This window comes from Pseudomonas sp. NFACC02, assembly GCF_900110765.1.
Lineage (GTDB): Bacteria > Pseudomonadota > Gammaproteobacteria > Pseudomonadales > Pseudomonadaceae > Aquipseudomonas.
Genome location: NZ_FOEO01000028.1, coordinates 25275 through 50223, shown reverse-complemented (window position 1 = coordinate 50223; position 24949 = coordinate 25275). Strand labels below are relative to the sequence as shown.

Below are 24949 nucleotides of genomic sequence, written 5' to 3'. Positions count from 1 at the left end.
GGACGTGTTGATGCATAGGGTGTGGATGGTGATGGTGTCGCTGATGTTCTCGACGCCACTGTGGGCGCAAGACCTGCGCGTACTGACCTGGCAGGAGATGATTCCGCCGGATGCGCCACCGGTGAAATTGATCACGGCGCCCATCCATAACTTGTCGCAAATGGCTGACGCGCTGTCAGTGGAATCGGCACCTGCCGCTCATCAACTGGCGCCGCACGCACCGGTGGTCAAATCACTGGATGGGCAGAGGGTCCGCTTGCCAGGGTACATCGTGCCGCTGGAAGTCAGCGAAGAAGGTCGGGTGACGGAGTTTCTATTGGTGCCGTATTTCGGCGCCTGCATCCACGTGCCGCCGCCTCCGCCGAACCAGATTGTCCACGTCACCAGTGAGCTTGGCGTGAAGGTCGACGAGCTGTATCAACCCTACTGGATCGAAGGCCCGATGCAGGTCAAATCCACGTCCAGCGAACTGGCTGACGCCGGGTATCAGATGGAGGCCGACAAGATTCTGGTCTACGAGCTGCCGGATCAGTAGCTTGACTGCGTTTCTGTAGGCGCAGGTCGCGAAGCGGTTTACGACGGGTTTCCCGCCGATCCCGGACACGCCACGCGTCTACACGTTGACCCAGGTCAAAACAGGCGACTTACACACTTCGTAACATAAGGCATCCCTTTTTTATGCCCTTACGGAGCCCCTATGAACAAGTCCTTGCTCGGCGCATCGGTATTCGCGCTCGCACTCGTCGCCCCCATCGCCGCCCATGCCCACCAGGCTGGCGACATCATTGTTCGCGCGGGTGCTGCCACCACCGCGCCCAATGAGGACAGCGGAAATCTGAAGTTCGATGGCGTAAAGGCACCGGGGACCAAAGCAACGCTGGACAGCGATACTCAACTGGGCCTGACCTTCGCCTACATGTTGACCGACCACGTGGGTCTGGAGCTGCTCGCGGCCACACCTTTTCAACACACGGTTGCGATCAAGGGGCTTGGCGCGGGTCTGGATGGCAAGCTGGCCGACGTTAAACAACTTCCGCCGACCCTGTCGCTGCAGTACTACCCGATGGACGCGAACTCCAAGTTCCAGCCATACGCTGGCCTCGGCGTGAACTACACCTGGTTTTATGACGAGAACCTGAGCAGCGACCGCAAAGCACAGGGCATGAACAACCTGCACCTCAAGAACTCGTGGGGTTGGGCCGGGCAGGTGGGCATGGACTACATGCTGACCGATCATGTGATGGTCAACGCCGCTGTCTGGTATGTGGACATCGACACACAGGCGGCCCTTGACGGCCCGTCGGCGTTGGGCGTCGGACGTACCAAAGTCAATGTGGACGTCGACCCTTGGGTCTACATGCTTGGATTCGGCTACAAGTTTTAAACCACGGCATCAGGCATAAAAAAGGCACCTCGAAGGTGCCTTTTTGCGTTACGCGATTCAGCGCCCCATCAGGCGCGCCAGCCCGACTTTCAACGGCGTCGGCGTCGGCACCTTGAAGCGTTGCAGCAGACGCTCGTTGTTGGCGCGGGAGTGCTTGATGTCACCGGACCGCGCAGGCAGATAGCTCACCGGTGGCAGGCTGCCAACCACCTGTTCAAACGCCGCCAGCAATTCATTCAGCGAAGTGGTCGCGTTCAAGCCTACGTTGACCGCACCCTCCTCCACGTCAGGCAGCTCGAAACCCTGGACCACAAGGTCGACCAGGTCTTCGACGTAGAAAAAGTCCCGGGTCTGCTCGCCGTCACCAAACACCGAAATGGGGAGGCCTTTCTCGGCACGCTCGGCGAAAATGCTGATCACGCCCGAGTACGGCGAGGACGGGTCCTGGCGCGGTCCGAAAATATTGAAGAAGCGAAACACCACAGGCTCCAGGCCATGCTGACGACGGTAGAAGTCGAAATAGTATTCACTGGCCAGCTTGTCCGAGGCGTACGGCGTTAGCGGCGCTTTTGCCGTGTCTTCGGTGATGGCTTCGCCTTCGCCGTTATTGCCGTACACCGCTGCGCTCGAAGCAAACACCACCCGCTTGATGCTGGCCTGGCGCATGGCCTCGCAGACGTTCAGCGTGCCGATGAAATTGCTCTGATGGGTTCTCACCGGATCGTCGACCGATGCCTGCACCGAGGCCACAGCCGCCAGATGCGCGACGGCCTGACAACCTGCCGCAACGCGCGCGACCAGTGCCGCATCGGCAACGTCACCTTCGATCAGCTCGACCCGGGGATTATCCAGCGGCAGGTTGCTGCGTTTGCCGGTGGACAGATCGTCAAGCACGCGCACCGCGTAACCTTTGGCGAGCAGGGCGTCGACCAGGTGCGAGCCAATGAAACCGGCACCGCCGGTAATGAGGACGGGAGCATCAGACATGACGGTAGTAGCGGTCCAATAAGCTGGGCAAACCGGCACGCCATGCGCGAGGCTTGATACCAAAGGTGTGGAGGATTTTCTTGCAGGCCAGCACGGCGTTTTGCGGTTCTTCGGCGACATCAGGGCTCGCGGCGTGGGCCTGAGCGGTCGGTGCTTCGATCGCCAGCGGACGCATCAGGCGCGCCTCGGTAAGGATCGCCTGACCCAGCGCCAGCGGCGTGGTCGCCTCATGCCCGGCGTAGTGATACGTGCCCCACAGCGGCGCCGCGCAATCCAGTTGCTTGAGCACGGAAATGATCACGCGCGCAGCGTCATCCACCGGCGTTGGATTGCCGCGACGGTCATCGGCCATGAGCAGTTCATCAGGCGATTCGGCGCGCGTCAAGAACCGCCCCAGCACGCCGTCGGCACTGTCGTCGAGCAGCCAGCCGAAACGCAACAGCACATGTTGCGGGCACGTGGCGCGCACGCTTTGTTCGATGCGCCACAGCGCCTGGCCACGCGACCCCAGCGGCACGGGTTCATCTTTCTCGCTGTAGGCGGTCGCCCGCGAGCCGTCGAACACGCGATAACTGGAAGGCTGGACCAGAACGATGTTGTGGTATTGGCACAGCTCGGCGAGACGCTCCACAGAGCGCTCCTGGGTGTTCAGCCTCTCTGCGCTGACGCTCTCCGCCTGAAACCAGTCGAAGTAGTAAGCGAGGTTGATCAAGGCATCCGGGCGGGTGTCATCGAGCAGTTGCGTCAGGCTTGCCGCATCCCAACCGTCTTGCGGTGGACGCGGTGCGAGGAATCCAATGTCTTCCTCAGCTCCCAGACGAATCAACGCCTGCCCAAGGGCATTCCCGCCGCCCAACAGCATAAGGCGCATTCGCATAGAGTCAGCAGGCTCAGTCTTAAAAAAATAGGTGAAAAACGCTCGCAAACATAACACGTCAGTGGACAAGTCCCAACAGGTGGCCGGGCGATGGTATGGCGCAAAACGGTGATTTACCGGTGGGAGTGAGCGCTCACGAAGACAGAATGTCAGTCGCTGCACCTGTGGCGGATGCGTGGGCCTCTTGGCGAGCAAGCTCGCTCCCACCGAAACTGCAGCGCTCAGCAGGCGCAATTCCCCCGATCACCGGCCCTTGCATCCGCCAGCCAGCGCCCGCATAAATTCACTCATGAATGTATCCCACGCTTCTGAACCGGTGCTCGACGCCTTTCACCCGGCCGTCAGTGCCTGGTTTCGCACCACGTTTCCGGCGGTTACAGCGGCCCAGGCCCAGGCGTGGCCGTTGATAAAACGGCGGCAGTCCACGCTGATTGCGGCGCCGACCGGCTCGGGTAAAACCCTGACGGCGTTTCTGGCGGTGATCGACGATCTGGTCCATCAGGGACTGGAAGCGGGCGGACAATTGCCGGACCAAACGTTCGTGGTCTACGTCTCGCCCCTCAAAGCGCTGTCCAACGACATCCAGATCAACCTGCAAAACCCGTTGGCAGGCATCACGGATCAGCTAGTGCAGCAAGGCCTCCCTGAACTGCGCATCATTACCGCCGTGCGCACCGGTGACACGCCGCAGAAAGATCGCACGGCCATGCGCAAGACCGCGCCGCACATTCTGGTGACCACGCCCGAATCGCTCTACGTGCTGCTGGGTTCTGACTCGGGCCGGCGCATGCTGTCGAGCACGCAAACCGTGATCATCGACGAGATTCACGCCATCGCGGCCAGCAAGCGCGGCAGCCACCTGGCCTTGAGCCTCGAGCGTTTGCAGGCGCTGTGCGAAAAGCCACTGCTGCGCGTAGGACTGTCGGCCACGCAGAAACCCATCGAGCGCGTGTCACGCTTTCTGGTCGGCAGCGATCCTGTCAGTCGTCCCTGCGCCATCGTCGACATTGGCCATGCGCGTCCTCGCGATCTGGCTATCGAAGTGCCTCCCGTGCCGCTGACCGCCGTGATGGCCAACGATGTATGGCAGTTGGTTTACGATCGCCTCGCCGAGCTGGCGCGCGAGCATCGGACCACATTGGTTTTCGTCAACACGCGGCGCCTGGCCGAGCGCATGGCCCGCCACTTGAGTGATCGCCTCGGCAAAGAAGCCGTCGCCGCGCACCACGGCAGCCTCGCCAAGGAGCAGCGGCTGGACGCCGAACAGCGGCTCAAGCGCGGTGATCTGCAGGTATTGATTGCGACCGCGTCGCTGGAACTGGGGATCGACATCGGCGATGTCGACCTGGTCTGTCAGATCAGCTCGCCGCGCTCCATTGCTGCATTTCTGCAACGCGTAGGACGCTCCGGGCACCATGTTGGCGGCACGCCAAAGGGCCGCCTTTTTGCCGTTTCTCGCGATGACCTGATCGAGTGCGCCGCCCTGCTCGACTGCGTGCGGCGTGGCGAACTCGACATCCTGCAGATTCCCAAGGCTCCCCTGGACGTTCTGGCGCAGCAGATCATTGCCGAAGTCAGTTGCCAGGAATGGGAAGAGCATGCGCTGCTGGAGATGTTCCGCAAAGCCTCGCCCTACGCTGAGGTCGACGAAGGCCATTATCAGTCGCTGCTGGGCATGCTCGCCGAAGGCTACAGCGGTCGTCAGGGCGTGCGTGCGGCTTATCTGCATCGCGACGCCGTGACCCGCACGTTGCGGGGTCGACGCGGCAGCAAGCTGACGGCGGTCACCAGCGGCGGGACGATTCCGGATAACGCCGATTACAGCGTTATCCTGGAGCCGCAGGCGCTGAACATCGGCACGGTCAACGAAGACTTTGCCGTCGAAAGCCTCGCCGGAGACATCTTCCAGCTCGGCAATACGTCTTACCGGATCCTGCGCATCGAAGCCGGGCGCGTGCGGGTCGAAGACGCTCAAGGCGTACCGCCCAACATTCCGTTCTGGCTGGGTGAAGCGCCCGGTCGAAGCAATGAGCTTTCCTTCGCCGTCGCGCGGTTGCAGGCTGAGATCGACCAACAGCTCACGGCGCATCCCGCCAATCTGCTCCCGTGCATCGACTGGCTGATGAGCACACTCGGGCTGGACACCGCCAGCGCCGAACAGATCGTCGACTACCTCGCGCGCGCCCACTCAGCGCTGGGTGCCTTGCCGTCCCAGGACACCTTGGTGATGGAGCGCTTCTTCGATGAGTCCGGCGGCACACAACTGGTCATCCATACGCCCTTTGGCAGCCGGATCAATCGCGCCTGGGGGTTGGCGCTACGCAAGCGCTTCTGTCGCACGTTCAATTTCGAATTGCAGGCAGCCGCCAGCGAAGACGCCATCGTGCTGTCGCTGTCCACTACCCACAGTTTTGCACTGGATGACGTCTGGCGTTATCTGCACTCGAACACGGCCGAGCATTTGTTGATTCAGGCCGTGCTCGAGGCACCATTGTTTGGCGTGCGCTGGCGCTGGAACGCCGGGGTTGCACTGGCCTTGCCACGTTACGCGGGCGGTCGAAAAGTCGCGCCGCAACTGCAGCGCATGAAGAGCGAAGACCTGATTGCCACGGTATTTCCCGATCAGATTGCCTGCCTGGAGAACCTGGTCGGCGAACGTGAAGTTCCTGAGCATCCGCTGGTCGAGCAAACCCTCGACGATTGCCTGCACGAAGCCATGGACGCTGAGGGCTGGCTGTCTTTGCTGCGCCGAATGGAGAACGGCGAAGTGCGGCTGATCAGTCGCGATCTCCCTGCCCCCTCGCCACTTGCGGCCGAAATTCTTAATGCCAAGCCCTACACCTTTCTGGACGACGCGCCTCTGGAGGAACGACGTACCCAAGCCGTCCTCAATCGACGCTGGAGCGACCCGGCGTCTGGCGACGATCTGGGCGCGCTCGACGCCGATGCGATTGTCGCGGTCAGCGAAGAAGCCTGGCCGCAGCCTCAGAATCCGGACGAGATGCACGAAGCCTTGATGAGCCTCGGTTGCGTGAGCGGCGCGGAAGCCCGGGATCAACGCGACTGGATGAAATGGCTGGAAAGCCTCGCCCGTTCTGGCCGAGCGACTCGCCTGCAAGTCACGCCCGATCAAGCACTGTGGATTCCCCTGGAGCGGCTGACCTGCCTGCAGGCGCTGTATCCCGCCGCCGAGATGCACCCGCCGCTGGCGGCATTGGCGGGATTCGACGAAGTGTGGAGCGAGGACGACGCTCGCGTCGAAATCGTTCGCGCGCGCCTGAGCGGATTCGGGCCGAGGGTGTTGTCGGCCATCGCCGAACCATTGGCCTTATCACCCGGCGACGTCACTCAGGCCTTGGCGCAACTGGAAAACGAAGGCTATGTACTACGCGGCCATTTCAGCCCCGGCGTCAGCGAAGAACAGTGGTGCGAGCGGCATCTGCTGTCACGTATTCATCGCTATACGGTTAAGCGCCTGAGGCGGGAAATCGAGCCGGTTTCGTTGCAGGACTTCATGCGGTTTCTGTTCGACTGGCAGCGCCTGTCCACGTCGACCCGGAGCCAGGGTAAGGCTGCACTGCCCGAAGTGGTTGAACAGCTCGAAGGGTATTCCGCAGCGGCAGGCGCTTGGGACAGCGAGATTCTTCCGGCGCGCTTGAAGGATTATTCCCAGAGCTGGCTGGACGACCTGTGTCGCTCCGGCAAGGTGGTGTGGATGCGTCTGACCAGTCGGAACAAAGTTGGCAGCGCTGCCTTGCGCAGTACGCCGATTGTGCTGCTGCCGCGCCCACAGGTGCGTTTGTGGAGCGGGCTGACCGAGCCGCCCGCGCCGACCGAACTGTCGTTGCGCGCGCAACGGGTTCATGAAGTGCTGTCGGACCACGGCGCGATGTTCTTCGATGAACTGACCTCGGAGGCGCATCTGTTGCGCACAGAGCTTGAGAACGCGCTGCAGGAACTGGTCGGCGCCGGTCTGGTGAACGCCGACAGTTTTGCCGGACTGCGGGCACTGGTCACGCCCGCCAGCAAGCGCGCGGCGCACACCAGCCGACGCAATCGAGGTGCATTTATCGGCGGAATGGACGATGCCGGCCGCTGGGCATTACTGCGCCGCCCACCCGCCAACGCGTCTGCCTCGGCGCAACGACTCGACAATGACACGCTCGAACACATTGCCAGGACGTTGCTACGCCGCTATGGGGTGGTTTTCTGGCGATTACTCGAGCGAGAAGCCGACTGGCTGCCCAACTGGCGCGAGTTGCTCAGGACGTTTCATCGACTGGAAGCACGCGGCGACATCCGCGGTGGACGCTTCGTTGCAGGTCTGGCCGGTGAACAGTTCGCGCTGCCAGAGGCCATTCCTGTGCTGCGGGACGTGCGCAAGCGCCCACTGGATGGCAGCCTGATTGGCGTCAGCGGTGTCGACCCGCTCAACCTCGCCGGTACCTTGCTGCCCGGGGCGAAAGTAGCAGCGGTGGTCGGCAACCGACTGGTGTATCGCGACGGCGTTCCCATCGCGGCGATCGTCGCAGGCAAACCACTGTATTGGGGCGAGCTGGATGCCGAAATGATGTTGCAGGTGCGCGACCGGTTGTTCAGGTAAAAGCTCCATCCGCTGCCCCACCGCATTCGCCAGCAAACTCGCTCCCACCGGTTGTGTGTACGCCGCAAAGCATCGAACCCCCTCGATCCCTGTAGGAGCCGTCCGAGGTTACGAGGGCCGCGAAAGCGGTCTGTCATTCACCCTCGATGCCGATGCCCAATCCCCTTCGCCAGCAAGCCGGCTCCACCGGTTGGGTATACGCCGCAAAGCATCGAAACGCCACGCCCCCCTGTAGGAGCCGTCCGAGGTTACGAGGGCCGCGAATGCGGTCTGTCATTCACCGATGATGTCGCCGACCACCACCTTAATCCGAACGCGACCCGCAACAAGCCTGCTATCGCTAACATCCGCCGCTAGGCCGGGCTTTCCGAGCCGTCCTTGTTCACCACCGAGGTCTTGCCCGGCAACGGCTGCTGCCCATCGCCCTCCTCCAACGGCGGCCTTCCCCCGTTATGCGGACTCATGACGAGTTGTGGATAAGTTTGCGCAAACCGTACATCCGTCGACTTATCCACAAGCCGCTTGAGTTTGTCGTTGAACGCACGACTCACCGCATACTGCCCGCCCGACGACGTGCGGAACTGCGCTGTAATCACGATCCCGTTCATGTCCATGCGATCCAGGCCGAACACCTCCAGCGGACCTTGCAGCTTGCTCGACAGCAAGAAGTCGTCGCTGATCGCCTGCCCCGCCTCGCGAATCAACGAAGTCGCCGAATCCACATCCGAATCGTAAGTGAACTGGAACGAGAAGAACGCATACGCGAACTGGCGCGACTGGTTCGTCACCGCCTTGATCTGGCCAAACGGCACCGAATGCACGAAGCCCTTGCCGTCACGCAGGCGCAACGTGCGAATGGTCAGGCTTTCCACCGTACCGGCATGACCGGAGTCCAGCACCACCCAGTCGCCGATGGAAATGGTGTCTTCGATGATGATGAACAACCCGGTGATTACGTCCTGAACCAGTTGCTGGGAACCGAAACCGATGGCCAGACCGACGACCCCCGCACCCGCCAGCAGCGGCGCCACATTGATGCCCAGATTGGCCATGGTAGTGATGGTGCAGATCACCACCAGAACAATTTTGATCGCGTTGCGCAGCAGGGGAAGGATGGTTTTCACCCGCGTGCTGGGCTGACGCGAAGAGCGGTTGTTGGTCGGCGGCTTGAGGGCCTCCTGAATCGCGGTATCCATGACCACCCACAGCAACCACGTCACCAGGAAGATCATCCCGATACTGCTGAGCGAGTCGCTGATGACCTTACCCAACGCATTACGTTGGGCGAATTCGAACAACGAAAAACCCCAGATCCTGCCCAACAGCTCGATAAACCCGATCGCCAGCGCAATGCGCAGCACCGCGTGCAGCAAACTCAGCAGACGCTCTTTGTAGACACGTCCAGTATGGCGTTCGGCGGGTTTGAACATGTGCTGAAACAAGGTGCTCAGAAACACCGTGCCGATGAGCAAGACCGTGGTCAACAAGGCGCAACGGAGCGCTTCCTGACTGTCCTCGCCGGCGCCGATCAGGTTCACGGCCGAGACCAGAATCATCAGCAGAATCGGCAAATGCCAAAGGCTCGAAAAGATCTTCAGCGTCTGTTGCAGCGCCGGCCGTGCCAGCCGCGCGCTCAGCGACCGGTTTCGAATCAGATGGGCCACGGGCCTGCGCATCCTGATCACCACGATGCAGAACATCACGGAAGCCATCAGCCCGGTAAACGCCGCGACGCTGGTGGTGAAGTTGCCGCCAAACTGACGGGAAATCTGTGGACTGGTCAGCGCATCACTCAAGGCGGCAAGAAAGCCGATGATGAACAAGGGATGCGGTGCGTAGCCCCGAATGACGCGGACCGCCGCGCGCTTATGCCCCGCGTTGAACAGCACGATGACGGACAGCAGCACAGAGGTTGAAAAGATACCGCTGCTGGTCGAATACGCCAGACACAACGCCAGCGCGCGACCGATCGAGGCTGACATGAAGTGGCTGACATAAAGCGTCAGCGGCAGACAGATCAGCGCGGGAATCGTGAAAGGCAGAACGTAGCTCAGCACTCCCTGAAGCCGCTGACGTTTGATCAACACGCGCCGCCGCGACAGGCGACCAACGATAAAGGTGGCGATGCGATTGAGCAGCAAAAATGCTCCGATCCACACCGCCGACAGAATCAGAAAGTCGCTGGTGATGCTCCACGGCGAACGCGCCAGCGGCTTATTGACGAGCGTATCGATCTCATCCGCAGCACGGTCTGCACGCAGGCGCCAGGCGTCGAAGATATTCTCGTCAAGATCCAGCTTGTCCTGAACGCTGTCGATACTGGAGCTGATCGCACCGAGCAATCCTCCCTTCACCAGAATCTCCGGCTTGGCAGGTTCTGTTGCAGGAGCAGAATCGGCGGGTGCCGACGACTGTGCAGTGCTTGCGGCAGGCGCGTCGGCGGCCATGACGTTGGAACTGCCCACGCCAAGCAGCAGGCACATCAGCAGGACGGATTTGAAGTTCGGCAAAACGCTGGTCACTCCTTTGAGTCATGAGGGACGGCGGAATCAAGGCCCACTGGAACTGATCCACATTTGCCCGCCAAGTTCGGCGCCGAGCCAAATCCTTCATCTGCGGATGGCGACAAGGCGGCGGAATCAATCATTTTTCAAAAGTCGCTTGACCAAGGAGAACGATCGTTCTACCTTAAGTCCCATGAACGCACCCACAACCGAAACACGTGAAAAGATTCTCGCGACCGCCGAGCAACTGATCTACCAGAACGGCATCCACGCCACCGGCATGGACCTTCTGGTGAAAACGTCCGGCGTCGCGAGGAAAAGTATTTACCGTTACTTCGCGACGAAGGACGAGGTGGCCGCCGCAGCGCTGAACGCGCGGGATGTCCGCTGGATGGCCTGGTTCAGGACGGAGTCGGACAAGGCTGAGAACGCCGGAGCGCGCATCCTCAAGATGTTTGACGTGCTCAAAGGCTGGTTTGAATCCGAAGGATTTCACGGCTGTGCCTTTATCAACACCGCCGGCGAGATTGGCGACCCGAACGACCCGATTCGTTTGATCGCCAAGCGGCATAAACAGAAGTTGTTCGATTACACACTTGAGCTGTGCGAGCAGTTGAACGTCGAGCAACCGTCGGCGCTGGCCAGACAGCTGCTGATTCTAATGGAAGGCGCCATCACCACGGCCCGTGTCATGGGGGACTTCAGTGCCGCCGACAGCGCAAAGGACGTTGCGCAGCTACTGCTGAAACAGGCGTCGCCCTAGAGGCCTGAACTTCAAGAACGCTTTACCCAACGCTGAACTCATCAATGGAGGCTTCACTATGTCGTCCAATGCCCAAACTCGCCCGCCACTTCCCCCTTTCACCCGCGAATCGGCCATCGAAAAGGTCCGCCTGGCCGAAGACGGCTGGAACAGCCGTGATCCGGAAAAAGTGTCGCTGGCCTACACCCTCGACACCAAATGGCGCAACCGCGCCGAGTTCGCCACCAACCGTGAAGAGGCCAAGGGCTTCCTGACGCGCAAGTGGAAGAAAGAGCTGGATTACCGGTTGATCAAAGAACTGTGGGCCTTCACCGACAACCGCATTGCCGTCCGTTACGCCTACGAATGGCACGACGACTCAGGCAACTGGTACCGCTCGTACGGCAACGAAAACTGGGAATTCAACGAAGACGGCCTGATGGCTAATCGTTTCGCCTGCATCAACGACATGCCGATCAAGGAATCCGAGCGCAAATTCCATTGGCCACTGGGTCGCCGTCCTGATGATCATCCGAGCTTGTCGGATTTGGGGCTGTAACGCACTGACGCCTGTACAGCCCGAATGTGAAAGGTTCCGACCTGAAAAAAAGCCCCCGGCAGCTGTGCTGTCCGGGGGCTTTTTTGTTCGAAGCGTTATCGTGTTCGATCTGCAGGGATCTAGAACGGAATATCGTCGTCGAAGCTGTCGAAGTCAGGTGCTGGCTGTGGCGCCTGTTGCGGAGCTGGACGGGATTCACGCTGAGGCTGAGGAGCGGCCTGCGGACGCGACTGTTGCTGCGGACGAGGTGCGGAGTTCTGATAACCGCCACCGCCTTGGCCCTGTGGAGCGCCTTCGCCTTGCGGACGGCCGCCCAACAGCTGCATGGTGCCCTGCATGTCGACGATGATTTCAGTGGTGTAACGCTTGATGCCGTCTTTTTCCCACTCGCGGGTCTGCAGCTTGCCTTCGATGTAGACCTGCGAGCCTTTACGCAGGTACTCGCCGGCGATTTCTGCGACCTTGCCGAACATCGACACGCGGTGCCATTCGGTCTTTTCGACTTTCTGACCGGTTTGTTTGTCGGTCCACTGTTCGCTGGTCGCCAGACTCAGGTTGGTCACGGCATTACCGTTAGGCATGTAGCGGACTTCGGGATCCTGGCCGCATGTGCCGACCAATATGACTTTGTTAACCCCACGGGCCATAACGTTCTCCTAGGCTTCACACGTTTCCGACGCTGGATTGACCACTTCGTCGAAAGACGCCCGATCCAACAGTTCTTTGTCAAATTTGATATAGATGGCAGCCTCGTCGGCAACCACTACTGCATCTGTTACTCCACGTACGGCCAACACGCGATCGGCCAGGCCTGTGTCGCGTTGAGCCTCGGGCGACAACGGCAAGCGAAGGCTGGTCACGTACGGAGGTTCGCGCATGGTAACAGCAAACGCGAGCCAGATGGCGGCCAGACCGGCGCCGCCGAGGAACACCACGTCCAGTCCACCGTGCTGAAACAACCAGCCGCCGAGAATGCCGCCTGCCGCCGAACCGAGGAACTGGCTGGTGGAATAAATCCCCATCGCCGTGCCCTTCCCGCCCGCCGGAGACACCTTGCTGATCAACGATGGAAGCGAGGCTTCCAGCAAGTTGAACGCGGTAAAAAACACAACCGTGCCAATCACCAATGCCCGAAGCGTGTCACCGAACTCCCAAAAGAATAGTTCAGTGAGCATCAATACCAAGACGGCGCCGAGCAAGACCCGCTTCATCTGACGCTTTTTCTCGCCGTAAATGATGAACGGGATCATGGCGAAGAAGGAAATCAGCAGCGCAGTCAGGTAGACCCACCAGTGCTGCTCTTTGGGCAAACCGGCTTTCTCGACCAGCGCCAGCGGTAACGCGACGAAACTGGACATCAGCATCGCGTGCAACGCAAAGATACCTAAATCCAGGCGGAGCAAGTCCGGGTGCCGGAGGGTCGCGCCCAGTGCCTGTTTCGCAAGACCTGACTCGCGATGCTGCAGCGTCACGGTCGACTTGGGCACGACGAAGGCCACGATCCCGACGCCGACAAGCGCCATCGCGCCCGTGGCCAGAAACAATCCCGACAGGCCGAACGCGCTGGTCAGGATCGGACCAATCACCATTGCAACGGCAAACGAGACGCCAATGGTCATGCCGATCATGGCCATCGCTTTGGTGCGGTGCTGCTCACGGGTCAGGTCAGAGAGCAGCGCCATGACCGCCGCGGAAATCGCACCGGCCCCTTGTAAAATGCGGCCGGCGATCACGCCCCAGATCGATGTCGACTGCGCAGCCAGGACGCTGCCCAAGGCGAACACGATCAGCCCCAGGTAAATGACCGGGCGACGACCGATGCGGTCGGAAATAATCCCGAAGGGAATCTGCAGCACCGCTTGCGTCAGACCGTATGCGCCAATCGCCAGACCAATGAGTGCCGGGCTCGCGCCAGCCAGGTCCATGCCATAGGTCGCGAGGACCGGCAGAACCATGAACATGCCGAGCATACGGAACGCGAACACCAGCGCGAGACCGCCCGCCGCGCGGGTTTCGCTGCCACTCATGCGCTCGCTGTGAGAATCGTGCATGGAAGAACCTCATGTGAACCGGCGGCGATTCTACCAGTCCCATCGATGTACAGCACATACGACGCTTTGCCGCGCATCGCAGGAATTTTCTTTTTTCCATGCCTGCCGACATCCATATCGATAGTGTGCATCCATCCAGTATTTCGCCGTATACTCCCGTGTTTTGAAGCCCGCCGTGCGAGGCCACTTTGGACAAGATCCTGATTCGTGGGGCTCGAACCCACAACCTGAAAAACATCGACCTGACCCTGCCACGCGACAAGCTGATCGTGATTACCGGTCTATCCGGTTCAGGCAAATCATCGCTGGCATTCGACACCCTGTATGCCGAAGGTCAACGTCGCTACGTCGAATCGCTGTCTGCGTATGCACGTCAGTTTCTTTCAATGATGGAAAAACCTGACGTCGACACGATCGAAGGTCTCTCCCCTGCCATCTCCATCGAGCAGAAATCGACGTCGCATAACCCGCGTTCGACCGTAGGTACCATCACCGAGATCTACGACTACCTGCGCCTGCTGTATGCGCGTGTCGGCCAGCCCCGCTGCCCTGACCACGACATCCCGCTGGAAGCGCAGACGGTCAGCCAGATGGTCGACCTGGTCCTCGCAGAGCCGGAAGGCAGCAAACTGATGCTGCTGGCGCCGGTAGTGCGTGAGCGTAAGGGCGAGCACCTCGCCGTGTTCGAGGAAATGCGTGCTCAAGGCTTCGTACGCGCCCGGGTGAATGGCAAGCTCTGTGAGCTCGACGAGTTGCCGAAGCTCGACAAACAGAAGAAGCACTCCATTGACGTGGTCGTTGACCGCTTTAAAGTGCGCGCCGATCTGCAGCAGCGTCTGGCCGAGTCGTTCGAGACCGCCCTGAAGCTGGCCGACGGCATTGCGCTGGTTGCGCCGATGGACGACGAGCCCGGCGAGGAGATGATCTTCTCCGCTCGCTTTGCCTGCCCGATCTGCGGCCACGCAATCAGCGAGCTGGAACCCAAGCTTTTCTCGTTCAACAACCCTGCAGGCGCTTGTCCGACCTGCGATGGCCTGGGCGTGAAGCAATTCTTCGACACCAAGCGCTTGGTCAATGCCGAACTGACGCTGGCCGAGGGTGCGATTCGTGGCTGGGACCGGCGCAACGTTTATTACTTCCAGATGCTCGGTTCCCTGGCGAAGCACTACGGCTTCAGCCTGGAAGTGCCCTTCAAGGAATTGCCGGCAGATCAGCAGAAGGTGCTGCTCAATGGCAGCGGCTCTCAGAACGTTGATTTCCGTTACCTGAACGACCGCGGTGACATCGTTAAACGCGCGCACCCGTTTGAAGGTATCGTTCCCAACCTCGAACGCCGCTATCGTGAAACCGAATCAGCGACCGTGCGTGAAGAACTGGCCAAGTTTCTCAGCACCCAGCCCTGCCCGGATTGCCGTGGCACACGCCTGCGTCGCGAGGCGCGGCATGTCTGGGTCGGTGAGAAAACGCTGCCTGCCGTGACCAACCTCCCGATCGGTGACGCCACCGATTATTTCGGCGGTCTGAAACTCACTGGACGTCGCGGCGAAATCGCCGACAAGATCCTCAAGGAGATTCGGGAGCGTTTGCAGTTCCTGGTCAACGTAGGTCTGGATTACCTGACGCTGGATCGCAGTGCTGACACGCTCTCGGGCGGCGAGGCTCAGCGTATCCGTCTCGCCAGTCAGATCGGCGCAGGCCTGGTGGGTGTCATGTACATCCTCGACGAGCCGTCGATCGGGTTGCACCAGCGCGATAACGATCGACTGCTGGACACCCTTCGCCACCTGCGCGACATCGGCAACACCGTGATTGTGGTTGAGCATGACGAGGACGCGATCAGACTGGCCGACTACGTGGTGGACATCGGCCCTGGCGCCGGCGTGCACGGTGGCCACATCGTTGCCGAGGGTACGCCACAGGAGGTCATGGCGCATCCGGATTCCCTGACGGGCAAATACCTCTCAGGACGCGTGAAAATCGAGGTGCCTGCCAAGCGGACGCCACGCAACAAAAAACTGTCCCTCAAGCTCAAGGGCGCGCGCGGCAACAACCTGCGCAACGTCGATCTGGAAATCCCGATTGGCCTGCTGACCTGCGTGACCGGGGTTTCGGGTTCAGGCAAATCGACGCTGATCAACAACACGCTGTTCCCGCTCAGCGCTACCGCATTGAACGGCGCGACCACGCTGGAGGCCGCGGCGCACGACAGCATCGAAGGGTTGCAGCATCTGGACAAAGTCGTCGACATCGATCAGAGCCCGATCGGCCGCACCCCGCGCTCGAATCCGGCAACCTACACCGGTTTGTTCACACCCATCCGCGAACTGTTTGCCGGCGTGCCGGAGTCGCGCTCGCGCGGCTATGGCCCGGGGCGTTTTTCCTTCAACGTCAAAGGCGGCCGATGCGAAGCGTGTCAGGGCGATGGACTGATCAAGGTGGAGATGCACTTCCTGCCTGATATCTACGTCCCGTGCGATGTGTGCAAGAGCAAACGCTACAACCGCGAGACGCTGGAAATCAAATACAAGGGCAAGAGCATCCACGAGGTGCTGGAGATGACCATTGAGGAAGCGCGAGCGTTCTTCGATGCGGTGCCAGCCCTCGCACGCAAGCTGCAGACCCTGATGGATGTGGGGCTTTCCTACATCAAGCTGGGCCAGTCAGCGACGACGCTCTCAGGCGGTGAAGCTCAACGGGTGAAACTCTCCCGGGAGCTCTCCAAGCGCGATACCGGAAAGACCCTGTATATCCTCGATGAGCCAACCACAGGTTTGCACTTCGCCGATATCCAGCAGCTTCTGGACGTGTTGCACCGCTTGCGCGACCACGGTAATACCGTTGTGGTGATCGAGCACAACCTGGACGTGATCAAGACAGCCGACTGGCTGGTAGACCTTGGCCCTGAAGGCGGCTCTAAAGGCGGCCAGATCATCGCGACAGGGACACCTGAGCAAGTCGCCGGGATGAAGCAATCTTACACAGGCCATTACCTGAAGCCGTTGCTGGAACGTGATCGTGCGTAACTTCTGAACGCACACAAATAAAAAGCCCCTGCCGCGAGGGTCACGGCAGGGGCTTTTTATTGGCTCGGATTCAGAGCTGCGATTGCAGGTAGTTCTCCAGGCCTATGGACTTGATCAAACCCATCTGCTTTTCAAGCCAGTAAGTGTGATCCTCTTCGGTGTCCGCGAGCTGGACACGCAGGATGTCGCGACTGACGTAGTCCTTGTGTTGCTCACAGAGCGCGATGCCCTTGCACAGGGCAGCACGGACCTTGTATTCGAGGCGAAGGTCGCTGGCGAGCATTTCAGGCACCGTGGTGCCGACATCGAGATCGTCCGGACGCATGCGCGGCGTACCTTCAAGCATCAGAATTCGGCGCATCAACGCATCCGCGTGCTGTGCCTCTTCTTCCATCTCGTGGTTGATACGCTCGTACAGCTTGCTGAACCCCCAATCTTCATACATCCGGGAATGGATGAAGTACTGATCGCGTGCAGCCAATTCGCCGGTCAGCAGCGTGTTGAGGTAATCGATGACGTCCGGATGGCCTTGCATCGCCGTGAATCTCCTTCGTGAAAGTCGATAGTTTGAACCATCATCACGGGCAGGTCACTGGATCCGGGGCAGAAAAACAAAGAAAAACCGTGATTTCCTCAAATTTGGTGCTGAAAACGCGGGTAAATGAGGAGAGTTCCGTTTATCACTTAGACTTAGCGCAATACTGATGCAAAGTAACTGATAACGCGTTGTATTTAGTGAATTCCGGAAACAAAAAACCGGGCGCTAGGCCCGGTTTTTCGCAACGACTGACGTCTTATTCAGCAGCTTCTACAGAGCCACCGACAGGACGGTCAACCAGTTCGACGTACGCCATTGGCGCGTTGTCGCCAGCGCGGAAACCGCACTTGAGGATGCGCAGGTAGCCACCCTCACGAGTTGCATAACGCTTGCCCAGGTCGTTGAACAGTTTGCCGACCATTTCTTTCGAACGGGTACGGTCAAATGCCAGACGACGGTTAGCAACGCTATCAACCTTGGCCAGAGTGATCAGCGGCTCGGCAACGCGGCGCAGTTCCTTGGCTTTCGGCAGGGTAGTTTTGATCAGCTCGTGCTCGAACAGCGACACCGCCATGTTTTGGAACATGGCCTTGCGGTGAGAGCTGGTACGGCTCAGGTGACGTCCACTTTTACGATGACGCATGGTTCATTCCTTACCAAACACAACGTTCGGTGATTACGACGATCAGGCAGTCGCCTTGTCGTCCTTCTTAAGACTTGCAGGCGGCCAGTTGTCGAGGCGCATGCCGAGGGAGAGACCACGAGAAGCCAGAACGTCCTTGATTTCAGTCAAGGATTTCTTGCCCAGGTTCGGAGTCTTCAACAGTTCTACTTCGGTGCGCTGAATCAGGTCGCCGATGTAGTAAATGTTCTCCGCCTTAAGGCAGTTGGCCGAACGTACAGTCAGTTCCAAATCGTCAACCGGACGAAGCAGGATCGGATCGATCTCGTCTTCCTGTTCGACTACCACTGGCTCACTGTCACCTTTGAGGTCGACGAACGCAGCCAACTGCTGTTGCAGAATGGTTGCAGCGCGGCGGATTGCCTCTTCAGGATCCAGAGTACCGTTGGTTTCCAGATCAATAACCAGTTTGTCCAGGTTAGTACGTTGCTCGACACGGGCGTTTTCCACCACGTAGGCGATACGACGAACCGGGCTGAACGAAGAGTCGAGCTGCAAGCGACCGATGCTGCGGCTTTCGTCTTCGTCGCTCTGACGCGAGTCTGCTGGTTCATAACCGCGACCACGAGCTACGACGAGCTTCATGTTCAGGGCGCCGTTAGACGCCAGGTTAGCGATTACGTGATCGGGGTTAACGATCTCGACATCATGATCCAGCTGAATATCGGCAGCGGTAACCACCCCCGAACCCTTCTTCGACAAGGTCAGCGTAACTTCGTCTCGACCGTGCAGCTTGATAGCCAGACCTTTAAGGTTCAACAGGATTTCAATGACATCTTCCTGTACACCTTCGATGGCGCTGTACTCGTGGAGTACACCGTCAATCTCGGCCTCGACTACTGCACAGCCGGGCATGGAGGACAACAGGATGCGGCGCAGCGCGTTGCCCAGGGTATGGCCGAAACCACGCTCGAGAGGCTCGAGTGTGATCTTGGCGCGGGTTGGACTGACAACCTGCACATCAATGTGGCGGGGTGTCAGGAACTCATTTACCGAAATCTGCATGGATGCACCTATTTTCTAGCCCTTACTTGGAGTAGAGCTCGACAATCAGGCTTTCGTTGATGTCGGCGGACAGATCACTGCGAGCTGGAACGCTTTTGAAAACGCCAGATTTCTTCTCAGTGTCTACTTCTACCCATTCTACGCGGCCACGTTGGGCACACAGATCGAGAGCCTGGACGATACGCAGCTGGTTTTTCGCTTTTTCGCGAATAGCGACCACGTCACCAGCACGAACCTGGTAGGACGGAACGTTAACGGTTTTGCCGTTTACGCTAACCGACTTGTGCGATACCAGTTGACGAGATTCGGCACGAGTAGAACCGAAACCCATACGGTATACGACGTTGTCCAGACGGCATTCGAGAAGTTGCAGCAGGTTCTCGCCAGTAGCGCCTTTCTTGCCGGCCGCTTCTTTGTAGTAACCGCTGAACTGACGCTCGAGAACGCCATAGATACGACGGACTTTCTGCTTTTCACGCAGCTGGGTGCCGTAGTCGGATTGGCGACCGCGGCGCTGACCGTGGATACCTGGTGCAGCTTCGATGTTGCACTTCGATTCGATCGCGCGCACGCCGCTCTTCAGGAAGAGATCGGTGCCTTCGCGACGAGCGAGTTTGCATTTTGGACCAATGTAACGAGCCATTCTTTACAATCTCCTGGATTACACGCGGCGCTTCTTCGGCGGACGGCACCCGTTGTGCGGGATTGGCGTCACGTCGGTGATGCTGGCGATCTTGTAGCCACAGCCGTTCAATGCACGAACTGCAGATTCACGACCCGGACCTGGGCCCTTGACGTTAACGTCGAGGTTTTTCAGGCCGTATTCCAGCGCAGCTTGACCAGCACGCTCAGCAGCTACTTGAGCAGCGAACGGGGTGGACTTGCGGGAACCGCGGAAACCCGAACCACCGGAGGTAGCCCAGGAAAGAGCGTTACCTTGACGGTCGGTAATGGTCACGATGGTGTTGTTAAAAGATGCATGGATGTGGGCGATGCCATCAACCACTGTCTTTTTAACTTTTTTACGAGGACGAGCAGCAGGTTTTGCCATGATTTAATTCCTGTCGATTCGCTGGGGCGATTACTTGCGGATCGGCTTACGCGGACCTTTACGGGTACGCGCGTTAGTCTTGGTACGCTGACCGCGTACTGGAAGACCACGACGATGACGCAGACCGCGATAGCAACCGAGGTCCATCAAGCGCTTGATTTTCATGTTGATTTCGCGACGCAGGTCACCTTCAGTGGTGAACTTCGCGACTTCGCCACGCAGCTGTTCAATCTGCTCGTCGCTCAGATCTTTGATCTTTGCCGCCGGGTTAACCCCGGTGGTAGCACAGATTTTCTGTGCAGTCGTGCGACCAACACCATAGATGTAGGTCAGCGAGATAACAGTATGCTTGTTATCTGGAATGTTAACGCCTGCAATACGGGCCATTCAGTGGGACTCCAATTGACAGCTACCTACGCCCCGGAAGCCAAGAAATAGGGCGCGAGATAATATCGCTGTAATAACAAATAATCAACCCAGCAGCGCACTAGCTGCTGGGCTTATAGCACAGATCACACTCAGCCTTGGCGCTGCTTATGACGTGGTTCCGCGCTGCAAATTACTCGAACAACACCTTCGCGGCGAATAATCTTGCAGTTACGGCACAGCTTTTTCACCGATGCACGAACTTTCATCACCAACTCCTCGAACCTTATGGGTGCTTCAGCGCAGCATGCCGCTGCCGTAGCCCTTCAGGTTGGCTTTCTTCATCAGGGATTCATACTGGTGCGAAACGAGGTGAGATTGCACTTGGGACATGAAGTCCATCACAACCACGACCACGATCAGCAACGAGGTCCCGCCAAGGTAGAACGGCACGTTTGCAGCAACCACCAAAAACTGGGGCAACAGGCACACGGCCATCATATAAAGAGCACCGAACATGGTCAGACGAGTCAGAACGCCATCGATATAGCGCGCCGACTGCTCACCAGGACGAATGCCCGGAATAAAGGCACCGGACTTCTTCAGGTTTTCCGCTACGTCTTTCGGATTGAACATCAACGCCGTATAGAAGAAGCAGAAGAAAATAATCCCTGCACTAAACAGCAGAATATTCAACGGCTGACCAGGAGCGATCGACTGCGAGATGTCCTGCAACCAGCCCATACCTTCAGACTGACCGAACCAGGCACCCAACGAAGCCGGAAACAGCAAGATGCTGCTTGCGAAAATGGCCGGAATAACCCCAGCCATGTTCACTTTCAGCGGCAAGTGGCTGGTCTGCGCAGCGAAGACCTTGCGGCCCTGCTGACGCTTGGCGTAGTGAACTGCGATACGACGCTGACCACGCTCAATGAACACCACGAAACCGATAATCGCTACTGCCAGCAAACCGATGGCGACCAAAGCGAAAATGTTGATATCACCCTGACGTGCAGACTCGAAAGACTGCCCGATCGCTCTCGGAAGACCGGCGACGATACCCGAAAAAATCAACATCGAGATACCGTTACCAACACCGCGCTCAGTGATCTGCTCGCCCAGCCACATCATGAACAGTGCACCAGCCACAAAGGTGGTGACCGCCACGAAGTGGAAGCCGATATCTGCAGAGAAAGCAACGCCCTGACCGGCCAAGCCAATGGACATGCCAATAGCTTGAACCAATGCCAGGACGACGGTGCCATAGCGGGTGTATTGGCTGATCTTACGACGACCAGCCTCACCTTCCTTCTTCAACTGCTCCAGCTGTGGGCTGACAGCGGTCATGAGCTGCATGATGATCGAAGCCGAGATGTACGGCATGATCCCCAGTGCAAAAATGCTCATGCGCTCCAGCGCACCGCCGGAAAACATGTTGAACAAGCTAAGAATGGTCCCCTCATTCTGTCGAAACAGGTCCGCCAGCCGGTCAGGATTGATACCTGGAACTGGGATATGCGCACCGATCCGGTAGACGATAATCGCCAGGAACAGGAAACGCAGTCGAGCCCAGAGCTCGGACAACCCGCCGCTTTTGCTGAGCGCTGAGAGAGCACCTTGCTTAGCCATTTATTCCTCGAATTTGCCGCCAGCTGCTTCGATAGCCGCACGCGCACCTTTGGTGGCTGCGATACCTTTGAGGGTGACCGCGCGAGTAACCTCACCGGACAGCATGATTTTCACGCGCTGTACGTTTTGGTTGATCACGTTGGCATCCTTCAGGGACTGCACAGTTACAACGCCTTCTACTTTAGCCAGCTCGGAGGTGCGAACTTCCGCACGATCCATTGCCTTCAAAGAGACGAAGCCGAACTTTGGCAGACGACGATGCAACGGCTGTTGGCCGCCTTCGAAGCCCGGAGCAATGGTGCCACCGGAGCGGGAGGTCTGACCTTTGTGGCCGCGGCCACCGGTCTTGCCCAAACCACTACCGATACCACGGCCCGGACGATGCTTCTCGCGACGGGAACCCGGCGCTGGACTCAGATCATTGAGTTTCATCGATTAACCCTCGACTCGCAGCATGTAGTAAGCCTTGTTGATCATCCCACGGTTTTCCGGGGTATCAACGACTTCTACAGTGTGACCGATGCGACGCAGACCCAGACCCTTAACGCACAGTTTGTGGTTAGGGATACGGCCGGTCATGCTTTTGATCAAAGTAACTTTTACGGTAGCCATGATCAGATGATCTCCTGCACGTTCAGGCCGCGTTTTGCAGCAATGGACTCAGGGGACTGCATGGCCTTCAAACCCTTGAACGTTGCGTGAACAACGTTGACCGGGTTGGTCGAACCGTAGCATTTGGCCAGAACGTTCTGAACGCCAGCGACTTCCAGGACAGCACGCATCGCGCCGCCGGCGATGATGCCGGTACCTTCGGAAGCAGGCTGCATGTAGACCTTCGAAGCGCCGTGAGCGGACTTCATGGCGTACTGCAGAGTGGTGCCGTTCAGATCAACCTGGATCATGTTGCGACGAGCAGCTTCCATTGCCTTCTGAATCGCAGCAGGCACTTCACGTGACTTGCCACGGCCGAAGCCAACACGGCCCTTACCATCACCCACTACGGTCAACGCAGTGAAAGTGAAGATACGGCCGCCTTTTACGGTTTTTGCTACGCGATTAACCTGAACCAGCTTCTCGATGTAGCCTTCGTCGCGTTTTTGGTCGTTATTTGCCATAACTTAGAACTCCAGCCCGCCTTCACGAGCAGCATCAGCCAGCGCCTTGACGCGACCGTGGTACTTGAAGCCAGAACGATCAAAAGCCACTTGCGATACGCCTGCGGCTTTCGCACGCTCAGCGATCAGCTGGCCAACTTTAGTGGCCGCGTCGATGTTGCCAGTGGCGCCATCACGCAGTTCTTTGTCCAAAGTCGAGGCGTTTGCCAGGACTTTGCTGCCGTCGGCCGAAATGACCTGGGCATAAATGTGCTGCGAAGAGCGGTACACGCAGAGACGCACGACTTCGAGTTCGTGCATTTTCAGGCGTGCTTTGCGAGCGCGACGCAGTCGGGTAACTTTTTTGACGGTCATTTGCTATGCCCTACTTCTTCTTGGCTTCTTTACGACGGACGACTTCGTCCGCGTAACGCACGCCTTTGCCTTTGTATGGCTCTGGACGGCGGAAGTCGCGGATCTCAGCGGCCACTTGACCAACCAACTGCTTGTCGATACCACGGATAAGGATATCGGTTTGGTTGGGGGTCTCAGCGGTGATGCCTGCTGGCAATTCGTAGTCCACTGGGTGCGAGAAGCCAAGGGCCAGGTTCAGCACCGTGCCTTTTGCTTGCGCTTTGTAACCAACACCGACCAGCTGGAGCTTGCGCTCGAAGCCTTGGCTTACGCCCTGGACCATGTTGTTTACCAACGCACGAGTGGTACCGGCCATTGCGCGAGTCTGTTGATCGCCATTGCGAGCAGAGAAACGCAGCTCGCCAGCTTCTTCAACAATTTCAACGGACGAGTGAATGTTCAGGTCGAGAGTACCCTTGGCACCCTTCACCGAAAGCTGCTGGCCGACGAGTTTGACTTCGACGCCTGCTGGCAACTTAACGGGGTTCTTAGCTACGCGTGACATGCTTATCCCCCCTTAGAACACAGTGCAAAGCACTTCGCCGCCGACACCGGCAGCGCGCGCAGCACGATCCGTCATCACACCTTTGTTGGTGGAGACGATAGACACACCGAGACCGCCACGAACTTTCGGCAGATCATCGACGGACTTGTACTGACGCAGGCCTGGACGGCTAACGCGCTTGACTTCTTCGATAACCGGACGGCCTTCGAAGTATTTCAGCTCGATAGACAGCAGGGGCTTGGTTTCACTGCTGATCTGATAACCCGCAATGTAGCCTTCGTCTTTCAGGACTTTAGCTACAGCCACCTTCAAAGTGGAAGATGGCATGCTTACGACGGGCTTTTCAGCCATCTGGGCATTACGGATACGAGTTAGCATGTCCGCTAACGGGTCCTGCATACTCATGGGCTAGACGCTCCTAATACAAAATAATTAGCCTTGCGGCTACTGCTTGTCGCCAAAAAAACTCGGGCACGTAAAAACACGGGCTCAGGCGAGCCGGCAATTCTAGACGTACGCCAGAAACGAATCAAGCCCCAAAAGGGGCTTGATTCGAATTCAGGTCCTACGCTGGTCGGTTTTCGAAGAATCCGATCAGCGCGGTACGAGAAGTGCGACTTACCAGCTGGCTTTAACCAGACCTGGAACGTCACCACGCATTGCAGCTTCACGCAGCTTGTTACGGCCCAGGCCGAACTTGCGGTAAACGCCGTGCGGACGACCGGTCAAGCGGCAACGGTTACGCATGCGCGAAGCGCTTGCGTCACGTGGTTGCTTCTGCAGGGCTACCGTGGCTTCCCAACGTGCTTCTGGACTGGCGTTCAGATCCACGATGATCGCTTTCAGTGCTGCACGCTTGGTAGCGTACTTGGCAACGGTGAGCTGACGCTTCAGCTCACGGTTTTTCATGCTCTTCTTGGCCATTTTCCTACTCC

At 58.7% G+C, this 24949-nt stretch carries 26 protein-coding genes; 6 read left to right on the top strand and 20 right to left on the bottom strand.

The window, feature by feature from the left end; genetic code table 11:
* The first annotated feature begins 10 nt into the window (after window positions 1-10).
* Complete coding sequence (locus BMY73_RS20020; protein WP_062384691.1) at window positions 11-535, top strand: DUF3299 domain-containing protein; 525 nt, start codon at window positions 11-13, stop codon at window positions 533-535.
* Between the two features lie 162 nt (window positions 536-697).
* A complete protein-coding gene (locus tag BMY73_RS20015) occupies window positions 698-1384 on the top strand; it encodes an OmpW/AlkL family protein (RefSeq protein ID WP_092409192.1) in 687 nt (228 codons plus the stop codon).
* A gap of 57 nt (window positions 1385-1441) precedes the next feature.
* Here the strand turns inward: BMY73_RS20015 and BMY73_RS20010 are convergent, their stop codons facing one another.
* Complete coding sequence (locus tag BMY73_RS20010) at window positions 1442-2371, bottom strand: NAD-dependent epimerase/dehydratase family protein (protein ID WP_092409190.1); 930 nt, start codon at window positions 2369-2371, stop codon at window positions 1442-1444.
* Window positions 2364-3248, bottom strand: a complete 885-nt coding sequence (locus BMY73_RS20005; RefSeq protein WP_062384682.1) for a sugar nucleotide-binding protein — start codon at window positions 3246-3248, stop codon at window positions 2364-2366. Before BMY73_RS20005 ends, BMY73_RS20010 begins: the two co-directional genes overlap by 8 nt.
* Window positions 3249-3537: 289 nt before the next feature.
* On the opposite strand from BMY73_RS20005, the gene BMY73_RS20000 reads away from it, so the two are divergent.
* Window positions 3538-7851 carry a DEAD/DEAH box helicase gene (locus tag BMY73_RS20000; protein ID WP_092409188.1) on the top strand — a complete coding sequence of 1438 codons (4314 nt, stop codon included), beginning with the start codon at window positions 3538-3540 and terminating at the stop codon, window positions 7849-7851.
* Window positions 7852-8204: 353 nt separating this feature from the next.
* On the opposite strand, the gene BMY73_RS19995 is transcribed toward BMY73_RS20000, so the two are convergent.
* The gene (locus BMY73_RS19995; RefSeq protein ID WP_092409214.1) at window positions 8205-10334 is read right to left on the bottom strand and encodes a mechanosensitive ion channel family protein; all 2130 of its coding nucleotides are present in this window, start codon (window positions 10332-10334) and stop codon (window positions 8205-8207) included.
* Window positions 10335-10548: 214 nt separating this feature from the next.
* Between BMY73_RS19995 and BMY73_RS19990 the strand changes: the two genes are divergently transcribed.
* Both BMY73_RS19990 and BMY73_RS19985 read left to right on the top strand, forming a co-directional pair.
* Window positions 10549-11118 carry a TetR/AcrR family transcriptional regulator gene (locus BMY73_RS19990; RefSeq protein WP_092409186.1) on the top strand — a complete coding sequence of 190 codons (570 nt, stop codon included), beginning with the start codon at window positions 10549-10551 and terminating at the stop codon, window positions 11116-11118.
* A gap of 58 nt (window positions 11119-11176) precedes the next feature.
* Window positions 11177-11656 carry a nuclear transport factor 2 family protein gene (locus BMY73_RS19985; RefSeq protein ID WP_092409184.1) on the top strand — a complete coding sequence of 160 codons (480 nt, stop codon included), beginning with the start codon at window positions 11177-11179 and terminating at the stop codon, window positions 11654-11656.
* 119 nt (window positions 11657-11775) lie between these two features.
* On the opposite strand, the gene BMY73_RS19980 is transcribed toward BMY73_RS19985, so the two are convergent.
* Together BMY73_RS19980 and BMY73_RS19975 are read right to left on the bottom strand one after the other, a co-directional pair.
* A complete protein-coding gene (locus BMY73_RS19980; protein WP_074758972.1) occupies window positions 11776-12303 on the bottom strand; it encodes a single-stranded DNA-binding protein in 528 nt (175 codons plus the stop codon).
* Between the two features lie 9 nt (window positions 12304-12312).
* The gene (locus BMY73_RS19975; RefSeq protein ID WP_092409182.1) at window positions 12313-13707 is read right to left on the bottom strand and encodes an MFS transporter; all 1395 of its coding nucleotides are present in this window, start codon (window positions 13705-13707) and stop codon (window positions 12313-12315) included.
* Window positions 13708-13895: 188 nt separating this feature from the next.
* On the opposite strand from BMY73_RS19975, the gene uvrA reads away from it, so the two are divergent.
* Window positions 13896-16730, top strand: coding sequence for an excinuclease ABC subunit UvrA (uvrA, locus tag BMY73_RS19970; RefSeq protein WP_092409180.1), 2835 nt, complete (start codon window positions 13896-13898; stop codon window positions 16728-16730).
* A gap of 70 nt (window positions 16731-16800) precedes the next feature.
* Here the strand turns inward: uvrA and bfr are convergent, their stop codons facing one another.
* The 15 genes from bfr to rpsN form a co-directional block, all read right to left on the bottom strand.
* The gene (gene bfr, locus BMY73_RS19965) at window positions 16801-17265 is read right to left on the bottom strand and encodes a bacterioferritin (RefSeq protein WP_092409178.1); all 465 of its coding nucleotides are present in this window, start codon (window positions 17263-17265) and stop codon (window positions 16801-16803) included.
* A 259-nt stretch (window positions 17266-17524) separates the two neighbouring features.
* Entirely contained in the window at window positions 17525-17911 is a 387-nt protein-coding gene (gene rplQ, locus BMY73_RS19960) for a 50S ribosomal protein L17 (RefSeq protein ID WP_062384499.1), read from the bottom strand.
* A gap of 42 nt (window positions 17912-17953) precedes the next feature.
* Window positions 17954-18955, bottom strand: coding sequence for a DNA-directed RNA polymerase subunit alpha (gene rpoA, locus BMY73_RS19955; RefSeq protein WP_007970428.1), 1002 nt, complete (start codon window positions 18953-18955; stop codon window positions 17954-17956).
* Window positions 18956-18977: 22 nt separating this feature from the next.
* The gene (gene rpsD / locus BMY73_RS19950) at window positions 18978-19598 is read right to left on the bottom strand and encodes a 30S ribosomal protein S4 (protein WP_037017742.1); all 621 of its coding nucleotides are present in this window, start codon (window positions 19596-19598) and stop codon (window positions 18978-18980) included.
* An 18-nt stretch (window positions 19599-19616) separates the two neighbouring features.
* Entirely contained in the window at window positions 19617-20006 is a 390-nt protein-coding gene (gene rpsK / locus BMY73_RS19945) for a 30S ribosomal protein S11 (protein WP_002555466.1), read from the bottom strand.
* A 30-nt stretch (window positions 20007-20036) separates the two neighbouring features.
* On the bottom strand, window positions 20037-20393 hold the full coding sequence (rpsM, locus tag BMY73_RS19940; protein WP_004883692.1) for a 30S ribosomal protein S13: 357 nt from the start codon (window positions 20391-20393) through the stop codon (window positions 20037-20039).
* A gap of 131 nt (window positions 20394-20524) precedes the next feature.
* Window positions 20525-20641, bottom strand: coding sequence for a 50S ribosomal protein L36 (gene rpmJ / locus BMY73_RS19935; protein WP_002555468.1), 117 nt, complete (start codon window positions 20639-20641; stop codon window positions 20525-20527).
* 28 nt (window positions 20642-20669) lie between these two features.
* Window positions 20670-22001 (bottom strand): preprotein translocase subunit SecY, encoded by a 1332-nt coding sequence (secY, locus tag BMY73_RS19930; protein WP_062384496.1) that lies wholly within the window; start codon window positions 21999-22001, stop codon window positions 20670-20672.
* Window positions 22002-22433, bottom strand: coding sequence for a 50S ribosomal protein L15 (rplO, locus tag BMY73_RS19925; protein ID WP_037017733.1), 432 nt, complete (start codon window positions 22431-22433; stop codon window positions 22002-22004).
* Between the two features lie 3 nt (window positions 22434-22436).
* The gene (rpmD, locus tag BMY73_RS19920) at window positions 22437-22613 is read right to left on the bottom strand and encodes a 50S ribosomal protein L30 (protein WP_028621547.1); all 177 of its coding nucleotides are present in this window, start codon (window positions 22611-22613) and stop codon (window positions 22437-22439) included.
* 2 nt (window positions 22614-22615) lie between these two features.
* On the bottom strand, window positions 22616-23116 hold the full coding sequence (gene rpsE, locus BMY73_RS19915) for a 30S ribosomal protein S5 (RefSeq protein WP_062384493.1): 501 nt from the start codon (window positions 23114-23116) through the stop codon (window positions 22616-22618).
* A gap of 3 nt (window positions 23117-23119) precedes the next feature.
* Entirely contained in the window at window positions 23120-23470 is a 351-nt protein-coding gene (gene rplR / locus BMY73_RS19910; protein ID WP_037017727.1) for a 50S ribosomal protein L18, read from the bottom strand.
* A 10-nt stretch (window positions 23471-23480) separates the two neighbouring features.
* Window positions 23481-24014 (bottom strand): 50S ribosomal protein L6, encoded by a 534-nt coding sequence (gene rplF, locus BMY73_RS19905; protein WP_062384491.1) that lies wholly within the window; start codon window positions 24012-24014, stop codon window positions 23481-23483.
* A gap of 12 nt (window positions 24015-24026) precedes the next feature.
* Entirely contained in the window at window positions 24027-24419 is a 393-nt protein-coding gene (rpsH, locus tag BMY73_RS19900; RefSeq protein WP_020290698.1) for a 30S ribosomal protein S8, read from the bottom strand.
* Between the two features lie 213 nt (window positions 24420-24632).
* Window positions 24633-24938 (bottom strand): 30S ribosomal protein S14, encoded by a 306-nt coding sequence (gene rpsN, locus BMY73_RS19895; protein ID WP_003228726.1) that lies wholly within the window; start codon window positions 24936-24938, stop codon window positions 24633-24635.
* Between the last annotated feature and the right edge of the window lie 11 nt (window positions 24939-24949).

Bases quoted from the DNA above. Each gene is read 5' to 3' on its own strand.
- rpoA (WP_007970428.1), bottom strand. From the start codon at position 18,955: ATGCAGATTTCGGTAAATGAGTTCCTGACACCCCGCCACATTGATGTG.
- BMY73_RS20010 (WP_092409190.1), bottom strand. From the start codon at position 2,371: ATGTCTGATGCTCCCGTCCTCATTACCGGCGGTGCCGGTTTCATTGGC.
- rpsH (WP_020290698.1), bottom strand. From the start codon at position 24,419: ATGAGTATGCAGGACCCGTTAGCGGACATGCTAACTCGTATCCGTAAT.
- rpsM (WP_004883692.1), bottom strand. From the start codon at position 20,393: ATGGCCCGTATTGCAGGCGTTAACATTCCAGATAACAAGCATACTGTT.
- rplQ (WP_062384499.1), bottom strand. From the start codon at position 17,911: ATGCGTCATCGTAAAAGTGGACGTCACCTGAGCCGTACCAGCTCTCAC.
- rplO (WP_037017733.1), bottom strand. From the start codon at position 22,433: ATGAAACTCAATGATCTGAGTCCAGCGCCGGGTTCCCGTCGCGAGAAG.
- BMY73_RS19985 (WP_092409184.1), top strand. From the start codon at position 11,177: ATGTCGTCCAATGCCCAAACTCGCCCGCCACTTCCCCCTTTCACCCGC.
- rpsK (WP_002555466.1), bottom strand. From the start codon at position 20,006: ATGGCAAAACCTGCTGCTCGTCCTCGTAAAAAAGTTAAAAAGACAGTG.
- BMY73_RS19980 (WP_074758972.1), bottom strand. From the start codon at position 12,303: ATGGCCCGTGGGGTTAACAAAGTCATATTGGTCGGCACATGCGGCCAG.
- rplF (WP_062384491.1), bottom strand. From the start codon at position 24,014: ATGTCACGCGTAGCTAAGAACCCCGTTAAGTTGCCAGCAGGCGTCGAA.
- BMY73_RS19990 (WP_092409186.1), top strand. From the start codon at position 10,549: ATGAACGCACCCACAACCGAAACACGTGAAAAGATTCTCGCGACCGCC.
- rpsD (WP_037017742.1), bottom strand. From the start codon at position 19,598: ATGGCTCGTTACATTGGTCCAAAATGCAAACTCGCTCGTCGCGAAGGC.
- bfr (WP_092409178.1), bottom strand. From the start codon at position 17,265: ATGCAAGGCCATCCGGACGTCATCGATTACCTCAACACGCTGCTGACC.
- rpmJ (WP_002555468.1), bottom strand. From the start codon at position 20,641: ATGAAAGTTCGTGCATCGGTGAAAAAGCTGTGCCGTAACTGCAAGATT.
- BMY73_RS19995 (WP_092409214.1), bottom strand. From the start codon at position 10,334: ATGTGCCTGCTGCTTGGCGTGGGCAGTTCCAACGTCATGGCCGCCGAC.
- rpsE (WP_062384493.1), bottom strand. From the start codon at position 23,116: ATGGCAAATAACGACCAAAAACGCGACGAAGGCTACATCGAGAAGCTG.
- secY (WP_062384496.1), bottom strand. From the start codon at position 22,001: ATGGCTAAGCAAGGTGCTCTCTCAGCGCTCAGCAAAAGCGGCGGGTTG.
- BMY73_RS20020 (WP_062384691.1), top strand. From the start codon at position 11: ATGCATAGGGTGTGGATGGTGATGGTGTCGCTGATGTTCTCGACGCCA.
- BMY73_RS20015 (WP_092409192.1), top strand. From the start codon at position 698: ATGAACAAGTCCTTGCTCGGCGCATCGGTATTCGCGCTCGCACTCGTC.
- rpmD (WP_028621547.1), bottom strand. From the start codon at position 22,613: ATGGCTACCGTAAAAGTTACTTTGATCAAAAGCATGACCGGCCGTATC.
- BMY73_RS20000 (WP_092409188.1), top strand. From the start codon at position 3,538: ATGAATGTATCCCACGCTTCTGAACCGGTGCTCGACGCCTTTCACCCG.
- rpsN (WP_003228726.1), bottom strand. From the start codon at position 24,938: ATGGCCAAGAAGAGCATGAAAAACCGTGAGCTGAAGCGTCAGCTCACC.
- BMY73_RS20005 (WP_062384682.1), bottom strand. From the start codon at position 3,248: ATGCGAATGCGCCTTATGCTGTTGGGCGGCGGGAATGCCCTTGGGCAG.
- rplR (WP_037017727.1), bottom strand. From the start codon at position 23,470: ATGACCGTCAAAAAAGTTACCCGACTGCGTCGCGCTCGCAAAGCACGC.
- BMY73_RS19975 (WP_092409182.1), bottom strand. From the start codon at position 13,707: ATGCACGATTCTCACAGCGAGCGCATGAGTGGCAGCGAAACCCGCGCG.